Source organism: Streptacidiphilus rugosus AM-16 (assembly GCF_000744655.1).
GTDB classification, from domain to species: Bacteria; Actinomycetota; Actinomycetes; order Streptomycetales; family Streptomycetaceae; genus Streptacidiphilus; species Streptacidiphilus rugosus.
The window spans coordinates 2,485,263-2,503,256 of sequence record NZ_JQMJ01000004.1; the positions used below are offsets into that span (position 1 = coordinate 2,485,263).

Sequence of the window (17,994 nt, forward strand, 5' to 3'; positions counted from 1 at the left end):
GGGGCGCGGGGGCGCCGCACCGCGGCTACTCGTCGCGGTCGCCGTGCTCGGCCAGGAACTCCTCGAAGGCGCGGCCGAGCTCGTCGGCGGACGGCAGATCGACCGGCTCTGCCAGCAGGTTCTCCCGATCCGCCGCGCCGGCGACGGCGTCGTACTGCTGCTCCAGGCCCAGGATCGCGCCGCGCAGCTCCGCGTCGCCCTCGGAGATCTGCTGGTCGATGTCGGCGCGCACCTCGTCCATCCGCTCACGCAGGCCCGTGCCCGGCAGCATCAGCCCGGTGGCGGACTGCACCGCCTCCAGCGCGGCCACGGCCGCCTGCGGGTAGGGCGTCCGCGCCAGGTAGTGCGGGACGTGCGCGGCGAAACCGATGACGCCGTGCCCGGCCTCGTCCAGGCGGTACTCCAGCATCGCCCCGGCGCTGGCGGGCACCTGGACCTTCTCGAACCAGCGCGGGTGCGTGCCGAGCAGCTCCTTGCGGTTGCCGTGCGGCGTCAGGCCGACCGGGCGGGTGTGCGGGACGCCCATGGGGACGCCGTGGAAGGTCACGGACAGCCGCACGCCGAGGCGCTCCACGACGTCCCTGACGGCCGCGGCGAAGCGCTCCCACTCCACGTCGGGCTCGGGGCCGGTCAGCAGCAGGAAGGGGGCTCCCACGGCGTCGTGGACCAGGTGCAGGTCGATCGTCGGGGCCTGGTAGGACGCCCAGTGGTCGTGGTCGAAGACCATCGCCGGCCGACGCGCCCGGTAGTCCACCAGACGGTCCGCGTCGAAGCGCGCGACGAGCCTGCGCTCCGGGTCCTCCAGCAGCTCGGCGACGATCTGCTCACCGGTCTCCCCGGCGTCCATGAAGCCCTCGAAGAAGTGCAGCAGGATCGAGGCGTCCGCAGCCAGCTCCTCGGCGTCCGGCTCGAATGCGTACAGCCCCTGCGGTTCCAGCACCTGCGCTCCACTCCATGGTCTGTGGCCTGTGAGAACGGGCCCTGTCGGAAGCCGTGGGAAACAGCTTCTTCTACCCTGCTTCCAGCATCCCGGAACGTGCGTTCATTCCCCAACTCGGTGCGCGAACGGCGCCCGCGCGCCCCTCGAACACGCCGTGCACGACGGAAACGCGCGGCTGGGGTGACTTAGCCCCCCGCGCCGGGTATGGTCCTCTCGCTGCACTCCACTCTCGAGAACCCGTACGCTTCGTGGAGACGCCGCACAACCCTCGCTTCGCACCTTGCCTTCACCTGGCCGCCCGCTGTCCTTCGCGCTCTCGTTTCCTCCTCGGCCATCTTTCGGACACACACTGTCCCCTCGCTCCCATGCGCCGCACGGCGAACGCGATCCGTCGCCGTGCCCAAAAGCGCCGGGGTGCACATCTCCCGACCCCACCCGCCGAAGGACCTTAGGCCAAGTGCCCGTACCCGTCTTCCTCTGCGGCCGCACTGTGCGGCTGGAGCCGCTCGCCGAGCGGCACATCGATGCTTTGGTCGCGGCTGCGGCCGAGGACCGCAGCAGCTATGCCTTCACGCCGGTTCCCCACGGCGTCGAGGCGACGGAACGTTACGTCAACGATGCGCTGGCCGCCCAGGCGGCGGGCCGGGCGCTTCCCTTCGCCACCGTGAGAGCCGCCGACGGAGTGGTGGTCGGCTCTACCCGGTTCCTCGAGCTCGACTACTGGCAGGGCCCGGTCATCTGGCCGCCGGCCCCGCGCGGCCCGGTGGGAGATCCGCTGACGGCGATCCCGGACGCGACGGAGATCGGCGCGACCTGGCTCTCCGCGCGGGCGCAGGGCACGGGCATCAACACCGAGGCCAAGCTGCTGATGCTGCGTCACGCGTTCGAGACGTGGGGCGTGCGCCGGGTCTCCATGCGCGCCGACGCCCGCAACGTGCGCTCGCGCGCGGCGATCGAACGCCTCGGCGCGGTCCTGGAGGGCGTGCACCGGATGCACACCCGCGGCCTGGACGGCATGGTCCGCGGGACGGCGTTCTACAGCATCCTCGACGAGGAGTGGCCGACCGCTCGCGCCTCCCTCGAACGCCGCGTCCTGGCCGGCCCGACCCCCGTCCTCAACTCCCGCCCGCTCATCTCGGCATAGCCGAACCTCTCAGCAGAGGCACGGTTGCACTGTCAGCGGGTTCGCCGCCCGAGGCGGTGCAACTAGCCCTCGACGACCACGGTGACCGTCCAGGTCGCCGCGCCGGAGGCGGTCGCGCTGCTGAGGGTGGCCGTGCCGTCCGTCGCGCCGACGAACATGGCCGGGGTGACGCCCAGGGGCGCGGTCATCACACCGGTGTTCGCCGGGGCCAGCACGCCGCCCGCTCCGGAGGCGTGGACCGGTCGCCACTGGCTGCCCTTCGTCGCGGTCAGGAACACGTCCAGCCGCTGCCCCCTCGGCAGGCAGTAGGCCCCGGTCTGTTGCTCCGTCAACATCCCTGCCGAGTGCGGCAGCGAGCCCTCCGGCAGCTTCTCGCACGCCGGTGCCGGGGCAGCGGCAACCGTCGTCGAGGACGCCTGGCGGGGCGGCGCCGCGCTGTCACAACCCGCCAGGGCGGCAAGCAGAGCGGCCGCTGCCGCCGCACGCAGGGCTCCGGCCTTGGCTCGGGTCACCGTGGGGTTCCTCTCCTCGGGAATGGCCAGAGGCCGAGCCCGGCCCGGGGAGGGTGTCGGGGTCGGCCTCTGGAGCACCTGGATCTCAGTGCTGGTTGCTCGCGCTGGTGTAGGAGATCACACAGCCGCCCGCACCGCCGTTGAAGTTGTTGCTCCACAGCGACTGCACCGCGAAGTTCGCGCCGTTCAGGCTGACGATGCTCGACGCACCCTGGCCGCTGGAGATCCAGGCGCACTTGTCGCCGTTCTCCGCGCCCGAGCTGTCCACCCAGCCGCTGCTCGGCGCGGGGTCGCTCACGGTCTCCGCGTACTCGTGGCCGCCCACGATGGTGACGCCCTCGGTCGCGCCGTTCACGCCGGAGGAGCCGGTGGCGACGAAGTTCGCTCCGCAGCTCGCGCCCGCATCGCTCTGGTAGGGCAGGTTGGTGAACGGCAGGTCCGCGCCGCTGCTGGTCGTGGTGTGGTCGTGCCAGGCGCACCACTGCGTCTTGAAGCCCGAGGGCGAGACGCCGTGCGGCAGGTCGACGACGACCTGGACGTTGTCGCCGGAGATGCCGAAGTGGGCCGCGGCCTTCTTCGCCTCCGCGGCGATCGCCGAGCTGCTCGGCCTGCTCGGCGTCTTGGCCGAGCTGTCCAGCCAGGTTCCGCCCAGCATGTTCGAGGAGGCGTGGCCCACCGGCGTGCCCGCGCCGTTGCACTGGGTCGTGCCGACGGCCACTCCCTGGCAGTACTGGGTCGTGGAGGTGGACCAGGTGTCACCGCTGCCGTAGAGGTGCTGGAAGAAGCTCGACTGCAGGGGCACCTCGCCCGAGGGGTCGTTGGTGACCGAGGAGGTCCCCCACTGGTTGCCCCAGTAGACGATGTAGACGTGCGGGCTGGCGACGATGTTGCCGCCCCCGTACGCCAGGTTGTTCCCCGCGGCCGCCGCGGCCGCGGCCTTGTGGGCGTTCATGTGGTGGGGCGCGATCTCGCTCGCGCCGGCCGGCGCGGAGGCGAGGAGGCCTGCGGCGGCGAGCGCGGTGGCGCAGCCTGCGACAAGAGCGGAACGAAGCACGGTGGTGCCCTTCTCGATGGGGGAACGGGAGGGCTGTGCGACGCCGCGGGCCAGGCGGCTGAGTGGTGACACCACGTCGAAGGGTTGCTCTGGTGCTCCGAGACGTTAGTGATCTGACACCGGACGTTCAAGAGCACGTCGACCGGCTCAGAGCGAACTCTGAGCCGGTGGTAACAAAGTGTCAGCAATCCGAAACATACGACGTCACCGCACGAAGCCGGGGCGGGAACGGACGCCGTTGTCCGTTCCCGCCCCGGCGGGAGTCCGCTGCGGCTACTCTGCGCCGAGCTCCGCAGCGGACGTGTGGTGCGGGCAGCGCCCCCTCCGTCCTTGCATCAACACATCCTTGGTCGGGGACGGTGACGTTCGAAGGGGGGTTCCCTCGCGCTGGCACCCGGTGAGGGACCGGGTGAGGGTATGTCAGCGCGAGTCGCTGCCCGCCGTCTCGATGGCGGCGCGGCCTGCCTCCAGGCGCGCCACCGGGATCCGGAAGGGAGAGCAGGACACGTAGTCCAGCCCGACCTCGTGGAAGAAGTGGACCGAGTCCGGGTCCCCGCCGTGCTCGCCGCAGACGCCGAGCTTCAGTTCGGGGCGGGTCTTCCTGCCCTCCACCGCGGCGTGCCTGACCAGCGAGCCGACGCCGTCGCGGTCGATGGTCTCGAACGGGGAGACCCCGAAGATGCCCTTCTCCAGGTAGGCGGTGAAGAAGCTGGCCTCGACGTCGTCGCGGCTGAAGCCCCAGACCGTCTGGGTCAGGTCGTTGGTGCCGAAGCTGAAGAACTCGGCGGCCTCGGCGATCTGACCGGCGGTGACCGCGGCACGCGGCAGCTCGATCATCGTGCCGAGCGAGATCTTCAGGTCGACCCCGGTCGCGGCCTGGACCTCGGCGAGGACCTTCTCCGCGTCCTCACGCACTATCTCCAGCTCCTGGACCGTGCCCACGAGCGGGATCATGATCTCGGCACGGGGGTCGCCGCCGCTGAGCTTGCGCTCGGCCGCGGCCTCGGCGATCGCCCGGACCTGCATCGAGAAGAGGCCGGGGATGACCAGACCGAGGCGGACGCCGCGCAGACCCAGCATCGGGTTCTGCTCGTGCAGCCGGTGCACGGCCTGGAGCAGACGCAGGTCGTTCTCGTTCGGGTCCTTGCGGGCCTCGGCGAGCGCGACGCGCACGGAGAGCTCGGTGATGTCGGGCAGGAACTCGTGCAGCGGCGGGTCCAGCAGGCGGACCGTCACCGGCAGGCCGTCCATCGCGGTGAAGAGCTCGACGAAGTCGGTCTTCTGCAGCGGCAGCAGGACGGAGAGCGCGGCCTCGCGGTCGGCGTCGTTGTCGGCCAGGATCAGCCGCTCGACGGACTTGCGGCGCTCCTCGCCGAGGAACATGTGCTCGGTGCGGCACAGGCCGATGCCCTGGGCGCCGTAGCGGCGGGCGCGGTTCGCGTCCTCGGCGTTGTCGGCGTTGGCGCGGACCCGCAGGCGGCGGACCGAGTCGGCGTGCGACATGAGGCGGTGGACCGCGCGCACCAGGCCGCCCTCCTCGTCGGCGCCGGCGTGCAGGGTGCCCTCGAAGTACTCGACGACCGGGCTCGGTACGACGGGTACCTCGCCGAGGTAGACCTTGCCGGTGGAACCGTCGATGGAGATCAGGTCGCCCTCCTCGACGACCCGCCCGTCGGCGGTGGTGAAGCGGCGCTTCTTGGTGTCGACCTCGAGCTCCTCGGCGCCGCAGACACAGGTCTTGCCCATGCCGCGGGCGACGACGGCGGCGTGCGAGGTCTTGCCGCCGCGCGAGGTGAGGATGCCGTTGGCGGCGATCATGCCGTCCAGGTCGTCCGGGTTGGTCTCGCGGCGGACCAGGATGACCTGCTCGCCGGAGCGGGACCACTTGACCGCGGTGTACGAGTCGAAGACGGCCTTGCCGACGGCGGCGCCCGGCGAGGCGGCGATGCCCCAGCCGATCCGCTCGGTCTTCGCCTGGTCGTCGAAGCGCGGGAACATCAGCTGCGCCAACTGCGCGCCGTTGACCCGGTGCAGCGCCTCGTCCAGGTCGATCAGGCCCTGGTCGACCAGCTGGATCGCGATGCGGAACGCGGCGGCGGCGGTGCGCTTGCCGACGCGGGTCTGCAGCATCCAGAGCTTGCCGCGCTCGATGGTGAACTCGATGTCGCAGAGGTCGCGGTAGTGGTTCTCGAGCGTGGCCATGATCGCCATCAGCTCGTCGTAGGACTTCTTGTCGAGCTGCTCGAGCTCGGCCAGCGGCACCGTGTTGCGGATGCCGGCGACGACGTCCTCGCCCTGGGCGTTGGACAGGTAGTCGCCGTAGACGCCCTGGTGGCCCGAGGCGGGGTCGCGGGTGAAGGCGACGCCGGTGCCGGAGTCCTCGCCGAGGTTCCCGAAGACCATGGAGCAGATGTTGACCGCGGTGGCCAGGTCGTGCGGGATGCGCTCCTGGCGGCGGTAGAGCTTGGCCCGGTCGCTGTTCCAGGAGTCGAAGACCGCGTGGACGGCGAGGTCCATCTGCTCGCGCGGGTCCTGCGGGAAGTCGCGCCCGGTGTGGTCCTTGACGATCTTCTTGAAGGTGACGACCAGGGCCTTGAGGTCCTTGGCGTCCAGATCGAGGTCGTTCGCGGTGCCCTTGGCCCGCTTGACCTCGTCCAGGGCCTCCTCGAAGAGCTCGCCCTCGACACCGAGCACGGTCTTGCCGAACATCTGCACGAGGCGCCGGTAGGAGTCCCAGGCGAACCGCTCGTTGCCGCTCTGCTGCACCAGGCCGACCACCGAGGCGTCGGAGAGGCCGATGTTGAGCACCGTGTCCATCATGCCGGGCATGGAGAACTTGGCCCCGGACCGGACCGAGACGAGAAGCGGGTCGGCGGCGTCGCCGAGCTTCTTGCCCATGGCCTCCTCCAGCGCGACGAGGTGCGCACTCACCTCGTCACGCAGCGAGTCCGGCTCGGAGCCGGTCTCGAGGTAGACCTTGCAGGCCTCCGTGGTGATGGTGAACCCCGGAGGGACGGGGAGCCCGAGGTTGGTCATCTCGGCGAGGTTGGCGCCCTTACCGCCGAGAAGATCCTTGAGATCTTTGTTGCCCTCGGTGAAGTCGAAGACGAACTTTTCCAACTTGCCCTGAGTGGCCACGAGCCGGTCTCCTGCCGCACGGTTGCCCTGACGCCGGAGAACATACCCAGATCAAAGGCGGTTGGCTGCCCCCACTAGGCCGTCAGTGGCTGGTACCGACGGGTAACCAGCGAGATCGAAAGCTCGGATTCGGGCTTCGCCTGCGAAAGTAAAATCGTCGCCCTGACGCTAGCGCGTGTTCAGAGGTTGAACGCGGGGAAACCAGAAGATCACAGAAACCCGCCGCGCACCACACGTACTGCGACGAACGGGTTGCCTTGACTTGATGCATTGGAGGCAAGCCGGGCGCGAGACCGGCGCACTCGTTCGGGAAGCGTTTCACACCCCACGCCACCTGCAGTTTTACGTCCTTCTGACGTAAAGTGACGGCGAATGTGGCCGGAGTCACGCCCGTTTTGGACGCCCGTCTCACCCCTCGTACGTACCGGGTCTCACCATCCGTCGCCCTGCGTCCACCCCGTGTTCCCGCCGGGGCGGTTCGCCTTCGTTTCCACGGCGGCCCGATCGGGCACCCTGACGTAAACCCCCGTTCACCACACCTGTCGGCAGCGCCGCCAACAACAGGTCCTCACCTGTAGTCGCGCAAGCGAGGACGGAGTCGTGCAATGCGAGGTCTACGCGCGTCGATCACCCTGATCCTGCCGCTGGTCGGCGCGGTCCTGCTCTGTGTGGCCCTGACCTGGGTTCTGGTCAGCCTCCCCTTCGGGCTGCTCCAGCACAGTGCACAGGCCAACGCCGGCAACGCCTTCAACGGCGCGGCCGCCGTCGGCAGCACCCTGGTGCTCTTCTTCATGGTCCGCACCCTGCGACTGCAGGAGCTCGAACAACGCGCGCAGCGCGAGGAGCTGCGGCTCCAGCGCGCCGTGCTCCAGGAACAGTGCGCGAAGACCGAAGCCACCAACAGCGAACTGCGGCGCACCTCGGAGGCCCTGCTGCGGGGCCTGCACATGGGTCTGATGCGGCTCGCCATGGAGGACGAGGAGATCGCCACGCTCTGGCCCAGTTGCTCCGCCGACGCCCCGCCGGGCCGCAACAAGCAGTACCTCTACATCAACCAGGTGATCTCGCTGCAGTACCTCGCGCTGGAGAGCGGCTACCCGCCCGCGATGATCGAGGCGAACCTGGCCGCCTTCTTCACCCAGCCCGTCTGGCGGGCGTTCTGGGAGGACACCCAGCCCGAACGGGCGACCCGCACCCCGCCCGGCACCCTGGAGGCCGACTTCTTCGTCATCGTCGAGCGGGCCTACCAGGCGGGAGCCGGCTCCGTGCCGCTCCACGGCCGCCGCGGCGAGCCCTCAGCCGACGGGCAGGTCCCGTCCGGCATGGACCAGCGTCTCGCGTGACACGACGACGATCCGTTCGTCCGCACCGCAGCCCGCGTCGTCGGGCAGCAGCCCGCGCAGCTGCTCCGTCATGTCCCGGCCGATCACCGCGAAGTCACCGTCGGCGAGCTCGAAGACATCGGGGCAGGTCGCCTCGGAGAGGCAACGCTCCTTCGGGGAACTGCCCAAGCGCCGAACGATCTCCACACTGTGCCTCTCCGCAGGAACTGTCTGCGCAGACGATGGCAGATCCCAGCCGGAACAGCGGCCCCAGGAGCCCCGACTCCCCCTAATGCGTGGATTAAATCAGCCGCCTGACGTATCCAGCTCCGCGTCGGCTGACGGAACGGCGCAGTCGTACGGGTCGTCCAGCCAGCCCTCGGGGAGCACCACACGGGCCGCGCCCGAGGTGCGGCCGCGGGGGCCGTCGGCGCTGTCCGGCCAGTGCTGGGCGGCGTCGATCCTGGAGAGGTGGTCCTCCAGCTCGGCCAGCGAGGAGACGGTGGCGAGGGCGTTGCGCAGCTCCGAGCCGACCGAGAAGCCCTTGGTGTACCAGGCCACGTGCTTGCGGAAGTCGACGACGCCGCGCTTCTCGTCGCCGATCCACTCCCCCAGCAGCTCGGCGTGGCGCACCATGGTGCGGGCCACGTAGCCGAAGTCGGGGCGGGCGTAGTCGACCTCGCCCTCGAAGACGCTGACCAGCTCCTTGAACAGCCACGGCCGCCCCAGGCAGCCGCGGCCGACGACCACGCCGTCGCAGCCGGTCTCGCGGACCATGCGGGCCGCGTCGTCGGCCGACCAGATGTCGCCGTTGCCGAGCACAGGGACGTGGGCGGGGACGATCTCGCGCAGGCGGGCGATCGCCGACCAGTCGGCCTCGCCGCTGTAGTGCTGGATCGCGGTGCGGCCGTGCAGGGCGATCGCGGCGACGCCCTCCTCCGCGCCGATCCGGCCGGCGTCGAGGTAGGTGATGTGGTCGTCGTCGATGCCCATCCGCATCTTCATGGTGACCGGCAGGTCGCCCGCGTTGCGGACGGCCTCGCGGAGGATCTCGCGGAGCAGGTTCCGCTTGTAGGGCAGGGCGGAGCCGCCGCCCTTGCGGGTGACCTTGGGGACCGGGCAGCCGAAGTTGAGGTCGATGTGGTCGGCCAGGTCCTCCTCGGCGATCATCTTCGCCGCGCGGCCGACGGTCTCCGGGTCCACGCCGTACAGCTGGACCGAGCGCGGCTGCTCGCTCGGGTCGAAGTGGATCAGCTGCATGGTCTTGGCGTTCCGCTCGACCAGGGCCCTGGTCGTGATCATCTCCGAGACGAACAGCCCCTTGCCCCCGCTCTGCTCGCGGCAGAGGGTGCGGAACGGCGCGTTGGTGATCCCCGCCATCGGCGCGAGCACGACGGGCGGCCACACCTCCAGCGCGCCGAGGCGCAACGGAGCTGCGGTGACGGTGTCCGTGATGCTCATCCGGGAAGATCCTCAGCGACGGGGGCGGGCCAGGGCGGCGCCCGGCGCGGACCGGGCAGAACCTCTATTGTCCCATCGCCGCCAGACGCTCCACGCGCTCCCTGGTCTGGGGGTCCGCCGGAACATAGGTGATCATGCGGTAACCGGGCCGCGGACCCAGCCACAGGTTGGTGTACTCGAAGTTCAGCAGACCCACCTCGGCGTTCAGGAAGCGCTTGGTGCCCTCCGAGGTGCCGGTCACGTCGTGGTGCTCCCAGTGCTCGACGAACTCGGGCGAGGCCAGTTGCAGCCGCTTGAGCAGCGACTTGTACTTCGGCTCCGCCACGTGCTCGGCGAGCGCGACCCGGAACTTGGCCACCATGTGCGGCACCGCCTGCTCCCAGTCGACCAGCAGCTCCCGCCAGCTCGGCTCGGTGAAGGCCAGCCAGAGGATGTTGCGCTCCTCGGGCGCGAAGCGCTCGAGACCGCCGCAGAGCCGGGAGTAGACGTCGTTGCAGCCGATCACGTCGAAGCGCGCGTTCAGCACCATCGCGGGCATCGGCGCGAGCTGGTCGAGGATCGCGCGGACCGTCGGGGTGACCACCGGGCACTCGCGCGGCGCGCCCGCCGGGTCCGCGGCGCCGGCCAGGGCGAACAGGTGCTGCCGCTCGACCTGGTCCAGCAGCAGCCCGCGCGCGATGGCGTCGAGGACCTGCCCGGACACCTGGATGTCCCGGGCCTGCTCCAGCCACGTGTACCAGGTGACCCCTACCGCGGCGAGCTGCGCGACCTCCTCGCGGCGCAGCCCCGGCGTCCGGCGGCGGCCGCCGCTGGGCAGGCCGACCTGCTCCGGCGAGATCCGCTCGCGGCGGCTGCGCAGGAACGCGGCCAGCTCGCGGCGGCGCAGGTCGCCGCGCCGCTCGGCGGTGGGGGCCGAGTGGACGAGTTCGAGGGGCGGAGTGGACGCGGCGGCTGTGGTCATGTATCCCAGGATGCGTCATCTCGCATCCCGTTGCCAGGTACTCCCGGTACCAGGATAACCAGACACTGGTACCAGGCTACGGCGCGGCGGACAGTAGTCCTCGTGAGCATCCAGAGCACACCTCCGCAGACCGCCGGGACACCCACCCGGGCCAACGTCCTGCCCCGCGTCATCCGCGTGGGCGACACCGCCCCCTCCGCCGCCGGCGCCACCTCCTCCGCCGCCAGGACCGCTCCCGCCCAGCCCCGGCTGAGCACCCTGGGCCTGGTCACCGTCCTGCTCGGCGCCTTCCTGCCGATGCTGGACTTCTTCATCGTCAACGTCGCGCTGCCGACCATCGACCGCGACCTCTCCGCCGGTCCGGCCACCCTGGAACTCTTCGTCGCCGGCTACGGCATCGCCTACGCGGTGCTGCTGGTCCTCGGCGGCCGCCTCGGCGACCTGTACGGGCGCAAGAAGCTCTTCGTCGCCGGCGCGCTCCTCTTCGGACTCACCTCGCTGGCCTGCGGGCTCGCGCCGACCGCCCTGGCGCTCGTCGTCGCCAGGGTCGCGCAGGGCGCGTCCGCCGCGCTGATGCTGCCGCAGGCGCTGGCCACCATCCAGGCCGCCACCGACGGCGAGCGCAAGGCCAAGGCCATGGGCATCTACGGCGCCGTGGGCGGGATCTCCGTCGTGATCGGCCAGGTGCTGGGCGGCGTACTGCTCTCCGCGAACCTGTTCGGCACCGGCTGGCGGTTCATCTTCCTGGTCAACGTGCCGGTCGCGCTGGCCGCCGTGCTGCTCGCCAGCCGCGCCGTCCCCGAGACCCGCTCGGCCAACCCGGCGCGCGTCGACGTCCCCGGCACCGTGCTCCTCGGCGCGGCCCTGCTCGCGCTGCTGGTCCCGCTGATGGAGGGCCGCTCACTGGGCTGGCCCGCCTGGACCTGGGTGCTGCTGGCCGCCTCGCCCTTCCTCTTCGGGGCCTTCGTGTCGGTCGAGCGCCGCGGCGAGCGGGCCGGTCAGGTTCCGCTGGTCCCGCTGTCGCTGCTGAAGCTGCGCGGGCTGCGGGTCGGCCTGACCATGGCGGTGCCGTTCTTCGCCGGCTTCGGCGGCTTCATGATGGTGATGGCCGTGGCGCTGCAGGTCGGCCTGCACGAGGGCCCGATCGCCTCCGGTCTGGCGATGGTCCCGATGGCGACCGGCTTCTTCGCCGCCTCGCTGGCCGGTCCCCGGCTGCTGAGCCGCTTCGGCTCCCGCGTCATCGTGACCGGCGCGGTGATCCAGGCCATCGGCCTGGGCGTGCTGACCCTGACGGTGCTGACCGACTGGTCCGGCCTGAGCCCGTGGGTGCTGCTGCCCGGCATGGCGATCGCCGGCACCGGCCAGGGTCTGGTCATGCCGCCGCTCATCCGGCTGGTGCTGGGTCAGGTTCCGGTCGAGCGGGCGGGCGTGGGCGGCGGGATCCTCGCCACCACCCAGCAGTCCTCGCTGGCCCTCGGCGTCGCGACCCTGGGCACGCTGTTCCTCTCCCTCTCCCCCACCATGGGCATGCACCACGCCCTGGCGCTGGTCCTGGCCCTGCAGTTCGCGGCGACCTTCGCGGTCATCGCCCTGGCGACGCGCCTGCCGCGCTCGGTCGGGTGAGCCCTGTGGATAACCCGTCGCTCGCTGTCACACCCCCGTGCGAGCATCCCTCCCATGAACGCGCACGAGATCGACACCCACACCCACCCGGCGGCAGCCCGTAGCCGGGAGCAGCTCGCGGCCCTGACGGCAGCCGGCGCCCGCCCGAAGTGGCTGATGTTCTGGGGGCATCAGCCACAGAGGGACGGCAGCGTCGGCTCCGGCGCGCTGAGCCAGTGGTGGCCGTGCCGCTTCGAGGTCGACGGCGTCGAGTACCGCAGCGCCGAGCACTGGATGATGGCCGCCAAGGCTCGCCTCTTCGACGACGAGGCCGCCGTGGCCCCGATCCTCGCGGCCCGCACGCCGGCCGAGGCCAAGGCGCTGGGCCGGCTGGTGTCGGGCTTCGAGGAGTCCCGCTGGGCGGCGGAACGCTTCGAGCTCGTGGTGCGGGGCAATGTCGCCAAGTTCGGCCAGGACCAGGCGCTCCGCGCCTACCTCCTGGGCACCGCCCAGCGGGTCCTGGTCGAGGCCAGCCCCCGCGACCGTATCTGGGGCATAGGCCTCGGCGCGGCCAACCCCGCCGCCACCGACCCCGCCCGCTGGCGCGGCCTCAACCTCCTCGGCTTCGCCCTGATGGAGGCCCGGGAGCGCCTCGCCGCCGCCCAGTGATCCCGGGCCGGTTCCGGCGTCGGCGGTCGGGTCAGCGGTAGCTGATCGAGATCGCGCCGCTGGTGGCCGTGGCCGTGATGAGGCCCGGGGCCGAGTCGCTGGCCAGGCCGTCGTCCACGGAGGCCGCACCCGCACCCGAGCCGACGGACGCGGTCACGTGGTACCGGCTGCCACGCGGCAGGGCGAGGCTGAGTGCGCCGGAGGTCACCGACGTGGTCACCTTCGACGGCGGGTGGGCGAAGTCCAGGTCGACCGAGCCCGAGCCGGCCGTCGCCGAGACCGTGGTCGAGGTCAGCCCCGAGGCTTCGATCGCGCCGCTCGACGCCTGCGCGTCCACGTCGCCGGAAAGGTTGTTCAAGGTGATGGCCCCCGAGGAGGCCCGTGCCTGGACCGGGCCGGTCAGGGCGGTGACCGTGATCGCGCCCGAGCTGGTCCGGGCGTCGACCGAGGCGGCGGGGGGCACCTGGATGTCGACGTCCGCGCTGCACGTGCCGAATCCGGCCAGGAACTTCCCCTGGCTGTCGCAGCTCACCTTGACCGACAGGACGCCCTGGGCGTCCAGTTGCACGTCGACCAGCGGTTTCGAGGTGACCCAGGTGAGTTTCGCCGTCACCGAGGCGGACCGGTCGGGGCCGGAGACGATCCGGACCCCGGCGTCGGGCGCGAAGACCTGGACGGCCCTGACGTCCCGGTCCGTGTACCCCGTCGTCTGCTGCGCGTGCTGCTCCAGCAGCCAGGTCACCACGGTTCCCCCGGAGACCAGGGTCACGACCACGACCACCACCGCGGCGAGCGAGTACCAGAGGCCGCGGCGGCGGGCCGGCTCGGCCGTCATGACGACTCCTCCGATTCGAGGAAGCGCAGCACGGCCATGACCCGCCGGTGCTCGCCGTCGGTCGGGCTGAGGCCGAGCTTCATGAAGATGTTGTTGATGTGCTTGGCCACCGCGCTCTCGCTGACCACCAGGCCCTGCGCGATCGCCGCGTTCGAGCGCCCCTCCGCCATCAGGGCCAGGACCTCCCGCTCGCGCGGGGTCAGCAGGTCCAGCGGGCCGCTCTGGCGGCGCAGCAGCAGCTGCGAGACGACCTCGGGGTCCAACGCCGTGCCGCCCGCCGCGACCCGTTCCAGCGCGTCGAGGAAGTCGTCGACGTTGCCGACCCGCTCCTTCAGCAGGTAGCCGACGCCGCGGTTGTTGCCGGTCAGCAGGTCGGCGGCGTACCGCTCCTCGACGTACTGGGAGAGCAGCAGCACCGCGATCTCCGGATACTGACGCCGGATCAGCAGGGCGGCCCGAACGCCCTCGTCGGTCAGTCCCGGCGGCATCCGCACATCGGTGACGACCACGTCGGGCCGGTGCTCCTCGACGGCCGCCAGCAGCTGCTCCGCGTCGTTGACCGCGGCCAGGACCGTGTAGCCCACGGCCTCCAGCACCTTGACCAGGCCCGCCCGCAGCAGGACCGAGTCCTCGGCGATTACAGCACGCACGGCAGCTCCGCTCGAAGAGTCGTCGGGCCCCCGAGGGGGCTGGTGATCTGCAGGGTCCCGTCCACGGAGGCGGCACGCTGCCGCAGCCCGACGAGTCCGGTGCCCTTGACCGGGTCGGCTCCGCCGACGCCGTCGTCGAACACGGTGATGAACAGGCGGGAGCCATTCTCCCGGACGGAGATCTCCGCACGGGAGGCCCGCGCGTGCTTGGCGATGTTCGCCAGGGCCTCTGACACCACGAAGTACGCCACCGCCTCCACCGCGGGCGCGGCCCGGCGCGCCATCGTGACGTCCAGCTTGACCGGCAGCGGCGCCCGCGCGGCGACCCCGGACAGCGCGGCGTCCAGGCCGCGGTCCTCCAGCACCACCGGGTGCAGACCGCGTACCAGGTCCCGCAGTTCGGCGATGGCGGCCTGCGCCTCGGTGTGCGCCTCCTCGATGACCGTCATCGCGCGCGTCGCCTGCTCCTCGACGGGCAGGTTCTTCAGCATCCGGCGGGCCAGGCCCAGGTTCATCGCCAGCGAGACCAGCCGCTGCTGGGCGCCGTCGTGCAGGTCGCGCTCGATCCGGCGGCGCTCCGCGTCCGCGGCGTCGACGACCTCGGCCCGGCTCTCCGCCAGGTTCTCGACCCTGCGGACGAGTTCACGCGTGCGGCTCGGCCCGAGCAGGCCGGCCGCGGCGCGGGTGTCCAGCCACCGCCCGAGCCACGCCAGCCACGGGGCCGCCACCAGCAGGACCGCGCCGAGCGTGGTCATCCACATCAGGCTGTGGTGGTTGACCCGCACGTCGGCGGAGTCGGGCAGCGCGAAGTACCAGGACGGCAGGCTGGCCAGCACCACCCCGGCCGCCATCACGAAGAGCACGCCGGCGCCGTAGAGCGCCACCGCCGCGTTGACCAGCAGGTGGTAGAGGTACTGCCGCCAGGTCGCCTCCGTCGTCAGCAGCCGCCACGGCGGGCCGGGACTGGGCACGGCGGGAATATCCAGACCCAACTGCGTGAGGAAACGGCTGCGCTGGATGCGCGTCAGCAACGGCAGCAGCAGAAGCGTGAGCAGCGGCACGAGGGAGAGGCTGACCGCGCTCGGCGAGCTGACGAAGACGATCGCCGGCAGCAGGGCGGGCGGCACCGCCGTGGCGAGGAAGGCGACGTCGCGCAGACCCTGACGCCCGTACGGCGCCAGAACCCGGCGGATCGCCCTGACTATTGGCATGCGCCCAGGCTAGACGCTGATGATCACCCGCGTCGCTGAACCCTGAGCCCCCTTAAGGGTGTACCTGGCACCACCCCGAGAACGGCGTCGGAGACCACTGAAATTCACAGAGAAGTGGGGAAGTCTGTACCGGGCAGACGAACCGAACGCCGGGAGGGCATCATGAGCGACACCGAACTCAGCACGCTTGACCTGGAGTTCCGTGGCCTTCCGCTGCTGGACTCGCCCTGGTCGGTCCGCTTCGCGCAGGGAACCCGCGGCCGCCGGGCCCTGGAGATCTACAACAACGGCCTGCTGCTCGACGTGATGGTGGAGTCCACCCTCGCCCCCCATCTGCTGCGCGGTGCGCGCCGCGGCTCACGGGAGGGACGCCACTCCGTGCTCGCCTGGGGCCATGTCCCGCTGGCCGAGGCGCCACCCAGGGTCTTCCTCGGCCGGACGGGCACGGAGGTCGAGGCGATCGCCGCGGCGGGCGGCTTCTGGCTGGCGCTGGCGGAGGGCGACGCGGACCGGGTCACCGCACACGGCGCGGACGGCGCGGCCGAGCACCTGCGCGTCCGCGCCGGCTGGTCGCGCTGACAGCCGGTTGCAGCACACCAAGGGGCGCGGGGAACTGCGCGACAAGCCACCGAAGTGGTGTGTCGCCGAACGAGCGGGCCGTCCGAGGTGGACGGTCGCTCGCGCAGTTCCCCGCGCCCCTGGTCGTGCAGCGCGCTCACCTGCCCGGAGCGGAGCTCCTAGCAGCCGAGCAGCTTCGGGGCCAGGAAGTTCTGGACCTGGTCCAGCGAGACGCGGGTCTGCTGCATGGTGTCGCGCTCGCGGATCGTCACCGCGTTGTCGTCCAGGGTGTCGAAGTCGACCGTGATGCAGAACGGCGTGCCGATCTCGTCCTGGCGACGGTAGCGACGGCCGATCGCCCCGGCGTCGTCGAACTCGACGTTCCAGTTCTTGCGCAGGTCCGCGGCCAGGCCGCGGGCCTTCGGGGAGAGGTCGGCGTTGCGCGACAGCGGCAGCACCGCGACCTTGACCGGCGCGAGACGCGGGTCGAGACGCATCACGACGCGCTTCTCCATGACACCCTTGGCGTTCGGCGCCTCGTCCTCGCGGTAGGCGTCGATCATGAAGGCGAGCATGGCGCGGTTGACGCCGGCCGCCGGCTCGATGACGTAGGGGTACCAGCGCTCGTTGGACTCCTGGTCGAAGTACTTGAGGTCCACGCCGGACGCCTCGCTGTGCGAGCGCAGGTCGTAGTCGGTGCGGTTGGCGATGCCCTCCAGCTCACCGAACTCGTTGCCGCCGAAGTTGAAGCGGTACTCGATGTCCACGGTGCGCTTGGCGTAGTGGGAGAGCTTCTCCTTCGCGTGCTCGTAGAAGCGGATGTTCTCCTCGCGGATGCCGAGGTTCGTGTACCAGTCCCAGCGCTCCTGCAGCCAGTACTCGTGCCACTTCTCGTCCTCGCCCGGCTTGACGAAGAACTCCATCTCCATCTGCTCGAACTCGCGGGTGCGGAAGATGAAGTTGCCGGGCGTGATCTCGTTGCGGAAGCTCTTGCCGGTCTGGGCGATGCCGAACGGCGGCTTCTTGCGCGAGGTGGTCTGCACCGCGGCGAAGTTGATGAAGATGCCCTGGGCGGTCTCCGGGCGCAGGTAGGCCAGGCCGGAGGCGTCCTCGGTCACGCCGAGGTGGGTCTTCAGCATGCCGGAGAACTGCTTGGGCTCGGTGAACTGGCCCTTGGTGCCGCAGTTGGGGCAGTTGACGTCGGCGAGGCCGTTCGCGGGGAGCTTGTGGTGCTTGGCCTCGTACGCCTCCTCCAGGTGGTCGGCGCGGTAGCGCTTGTGGCAGGAGGTGCACTCGGTGAGCGGGTCGTTGAAGGTGGCGACGTGGCCGGAGGCCTCCCAGACCTCACGGGCCAGGATCACCGAGGAGTCGAGACCCACCACGTCCTCGCGCCCGGTGACCATCGCCCGCCACCACTGGCGCTTGATGTTCTCCTTCAGCTCCACGCCCAGCGGCCCGTAGTCCCAGGCGGCACGCTGGCCGCCGTAGATCTCACTGCACGGGTACACGAAGCCACGGCGCTTGCTCAGGCTGACGATGGTGTCGATCTTGTCGGCGGCCACAGTGCTCTCTTCAGGTACGACGAAGGCGGTCAAGGATGGATTTCCATGCACGCGGATATCACAGGCTACCGGGCAGCGCGGGGGGCGTTTCAAATCCATGGCCCGCAGCGAGATGATTTGACAATCGTTTTCATATAAAGTGAACATGATTTCCATGAACGCGCGCTCGAGGACCCCGGCGCCGAGGAGGAGCGAAGGGGTGCGATCGTGGCGCGGGCGATGGCGGTGTTCGCGGTTCTGGCCGCCGCCGGAGCGGCCGGAGGGATCCTCGGCCGCCCCGCATCCGCCCAATCGGCGTCCGGTCGGTCTCGAACTGGCACAATGGCGGCTGAAGAGTCGTCTGAGTACGCGTTCGGCGAGTTCGAACACCGCGAG

The 17,994-nt window shown here is 70.7% G+C and carries 16 protein-coding genes; 5 read left to right on the plus strand and 11 right to left on the minus strand.

The window, feature by feature from the left end; all coding sequences use genetic code 11:
- Positions 1-25 precede the first annotated feature (25 nt).
- Positions 26-940 carry a PAC2 family protein gene (locus BS83_RS20375; protein ID WP_037605105.1) on the minus strand — a complete coding sequence of 305 codons (915 nt, stop codon included), beginning with the start codon at positions 938-940 and terminating at the stop codon, positions 26-28.
- A gap of 457 nt (positions 941-1,397) precedes the next feature.
- On the opposite strand from BS83_RS20375, the gene BS83_RS20380 reads away from it, so the two are divergent.
- Positions 1,398-2,084, plus strand: coding sequence for a GNAT family N-acetyltransferase (locus tag BS83_RS20380; RefSeq protein WP_037605106.1), 687 nt, complete (start codon positions 1,398-1,400; stop codon positions 2,082-2,084).
- Positions 2,085-2,146: 62 nt separating this feature from the next.
- Here BS83_RS20380 and BS83_RS45565 read toward each other — a convergent pair whose 3' ends face one another.
- The 3 genes from BS83_RS45565 to ppdK form a co-directional block, all read right to left on the minus strand.
- Positions 2,147-2,596 (minus strand): hypothetical protein, encoded by a 450-nt coding sequence (locus BS83_RS45565; RefSeq protein ID WP_157597257.1) that lies wholly within the window; start codon positions 2,594-2,596, stop codon positions 2,147-2,149.
- A gap of 85 nt (positions 2,597-2,681) precedes the next feature.
- A complete protein-coding gene (locus tag BS83_RS20390; protein WP_198035268.1) occupies positions 2,682-3,722 on the minus strand; it encodes a hypothetical protein in 1,041 nt (346 codons plus the stop codon).
- 348 nt (positions 3,723-4,070) lie between these two features.
- Positions 4,071-6,788: a pyruvate, phosphate dikinase gene (ppdK, locus tag BS83_RS20395; protein ID WP_037605108.1), complete on the minus strand. Its 2,718-nt coding sequence runs from the start codon at positions 6,786-6,788 to the stop codon at positions 4,071-4,073.
- A gap of 605 nt (positions 6,789-7,393) precedes the next feature.
- Between ppdK and BS83_RS41975 the strand changes: the two genes are divergently transcribed.
- A complete protein-coding gene (locus BS83_RS41975; RefSeq protein WP_051943450.1) occupies positions 7,394-8,131 on the plus strand; it encodes a DUF6082 family protein in 738 nt (245 codons plus the stop codon).
- On the opposite strand, the gene BS83_RS20405 is transcribed toward BS83_RS41975, so the two are convergent.
- The 3 genes from BS83_RS20405 to BS83_RS20415 all read right to left on the minus strand — a co-directional run bounded on the left by BS83_RS20405 (position 8,084) and on the right by BS83_RS20415 (position 10,532).
- Positions 8,084-8,299 carry a hypothetical protein gene (locus BS83_RS20405; protein WP_232248434.1) on the minus strand — a complete coding sequence of 72 codons (216 nt, stop codon included), beginning with the start codon at positions 8,297-8,299 and terminating at the stop codon, positions 8,084-8,086. The two genes, BS83_RS41975 and BS83_RS20405, sit on opposite strands and share 48 nt — an antisense overlap.
- A gap of 117 nt (positions 8,300-8,416) precedes the next feature.
- Complete coding sequence (gene dusB / locus BS83_RS20410; RefSeq protein WP_037605110.1) at positions 8,417-9,571, minus strand: tRNA dihydrouridine synthase DusB; 1,155 nt, start codon at positions 9,569-9,571, stop codon at positions 8,417-8,419.
- 64 nt (positions 9,572-9,635) lie between these two features.
- Positions 9,636-10,532 (minus strand): helix-turn-helix transcriptional regulator, encoded by an 897-nt coding sequence (locus BS83_RS20415; protein ID WP_051943452.1) that lies wholly within the window; start codon positions 10,530-10,532, stop codon positions 9,636-9,638.
- Positions 10,533-10,634: 102 nt separating this feature from the next.
- On the opposite strand from BS83_RS20415, the gene BS83_RS20420 reads away from it, so the two are divergent.
- Together BS83_RS20420 and BS83_RS20425 are read left to right on the plus strand one after the other, a co-directional pair.
- Positions 10,635-12,155: an MFS transporter gene (locus BS83_RS20420; RefSeq protein ID WP_232248435.1), complete on the plus strand. Its 1,521-nt coding sequence runs from the start codon at positions 10,635-10,637 to the stop codon at positions 12,153-12,155.
- A 54-nt stretch (positions 12,156-12,209) separates the two neighbouring features.
- Complete coding sequence (locus BS83_RS20425) at positions 12,210-12,803, plus strand: NADAR family protein (protein WP_051943454.1); 594 nt, start codon at positions 12,210-12,212, stop codon at positions 12,801-12,803.
- A gap of 31 nt (positions 12,804-12,834) precedes the next feature.
- Here BS83_RS20425 and BS83_RS20430 read toward each other — a convergent pair whose 3' ends face one another.
- From BS83_RS20430 to BS83_RS20440, 3 genes are read right to left on the minus strand one after another with little or no spacing between them, the layout of a single operon-like run.
- Positions 12,835-13,638 carry a DUF4097 family beta strand repeat-containing protein gene (locus BS83_RS20430; RefSeq protein WP_037605111.1) on the minus strand — a complete coding sequence of 268 codons (804 nt, stop codon included), beginning with the start codon at positions 13,636-13,638 and terminating at the stop codon, positions 12,835-12,837.
- Positions 13,635-14,288, minus strand: coding sequence for a response regulator transcription factor (locus BS83_RS20435; RefSeq protein WP_037605112.1), 654 nt, complete (start codon positions 14,286-14,288; stop codon positions 13,635-13,637). The genes BS83_RS20430 and BS83_RS20435 overlap by 4 nt, the downstream gene beginning before the upstream one ends.
- Positions 14,276-15,499 (minus strand): sensor histidine kinase, encoded by a 1,224-nt coding sequence (locus BS83_RS20440; protein WP_037605113.1) that lies wholly within the window; start codon positions 15,497-15,499, stop codon positions 14,276-14,278. The genes BS83_RS20435 and BS83_RS20440 overlap by 13 nt, the downstream gene beginning before the upstream one ends.
- A 162-nt stretch (positions 15,500-15,661) precedes the next feature.
- Here BS83_RS20440 and BS83_RS20445 point away from each other — a divergent pair, with 162 nt between their 5' ends.
- Positions 15,662-16,078, plus strand: coding sequence for a hypothetical protein (locus BS83_RS20445; RefSeq protein WP_037605114.1), 417 nt, complete (start codon positions 15,662-15,664; stop codon positions 16,076-16,078).
- A 158-nt stretch (positions 16,079-16,236) separates the two neighbouring features.
- Here the strand turns inward: BS83_RS20445 and BS83_RS20450 are convergent, their stop codons facing one another.
- Positions 16,237-17,619, minus strand: coding sequence for a glycine--tRNA ligase (locus BS83_RS20450; RefSeq protein ID WP_037605115.1), 1,383 nt, complete (start codon positions 17,617-17,619; stop codon positions 16,237-16,239).
- Positions 17,620-17,994: the final 375 nt, after the last annotated feature.

Coding starts and splice junctions, on each gene's coding strand:
- BS83_RS20415 (WP_051943452.1), bottom strand. CDS start 10,532: ATGACCACAGCCGCCGCGTCCACTCCGCCCCTCGAACTCGTCCACTCG.
- BS83_RS41975 (WP_051943450.1), top strand. CDS start 7,394: ATGCGAGGTCTACGCGCGTCGATCACCCTGATCCTGCCGCTGGTCGGC.
- BS83_RS20440 (WP_037605113.1), bottom strand. CDS start 15,499: ATGCCAATAGTCAGGGCGATCCGCCGGGTTCTGGCGCCGTACGGGCGT.
- dusB (WP_037605110.1), bottom strand. CDS start 9,571: ATGAGCATCACGGACACCGTCACCGCAGCTCCGTTGCGCCTCGGCGCG.
- BS83_RS20430 (WP_037605111.1), bottom strand. CDS start 13,638: ATGACGGCCGAGCCGGCCCGCCGCCGCGGCCTCTGGTACTCGCTCGCC.
- BS83_RS20425 (WP_051943454.1), top strand. CDS start 12,210: ATGAACGCGCACGAGATCGACACCCACACCCACCCGGCGGCAGCCCGT.
- BS83_RS20445 (WP_037605114.1), top strand. CDS start 15,662: ATGAGCGACACCGAACTCAGCACGCTTGACCTGGAGTTCCGTGGCCTT.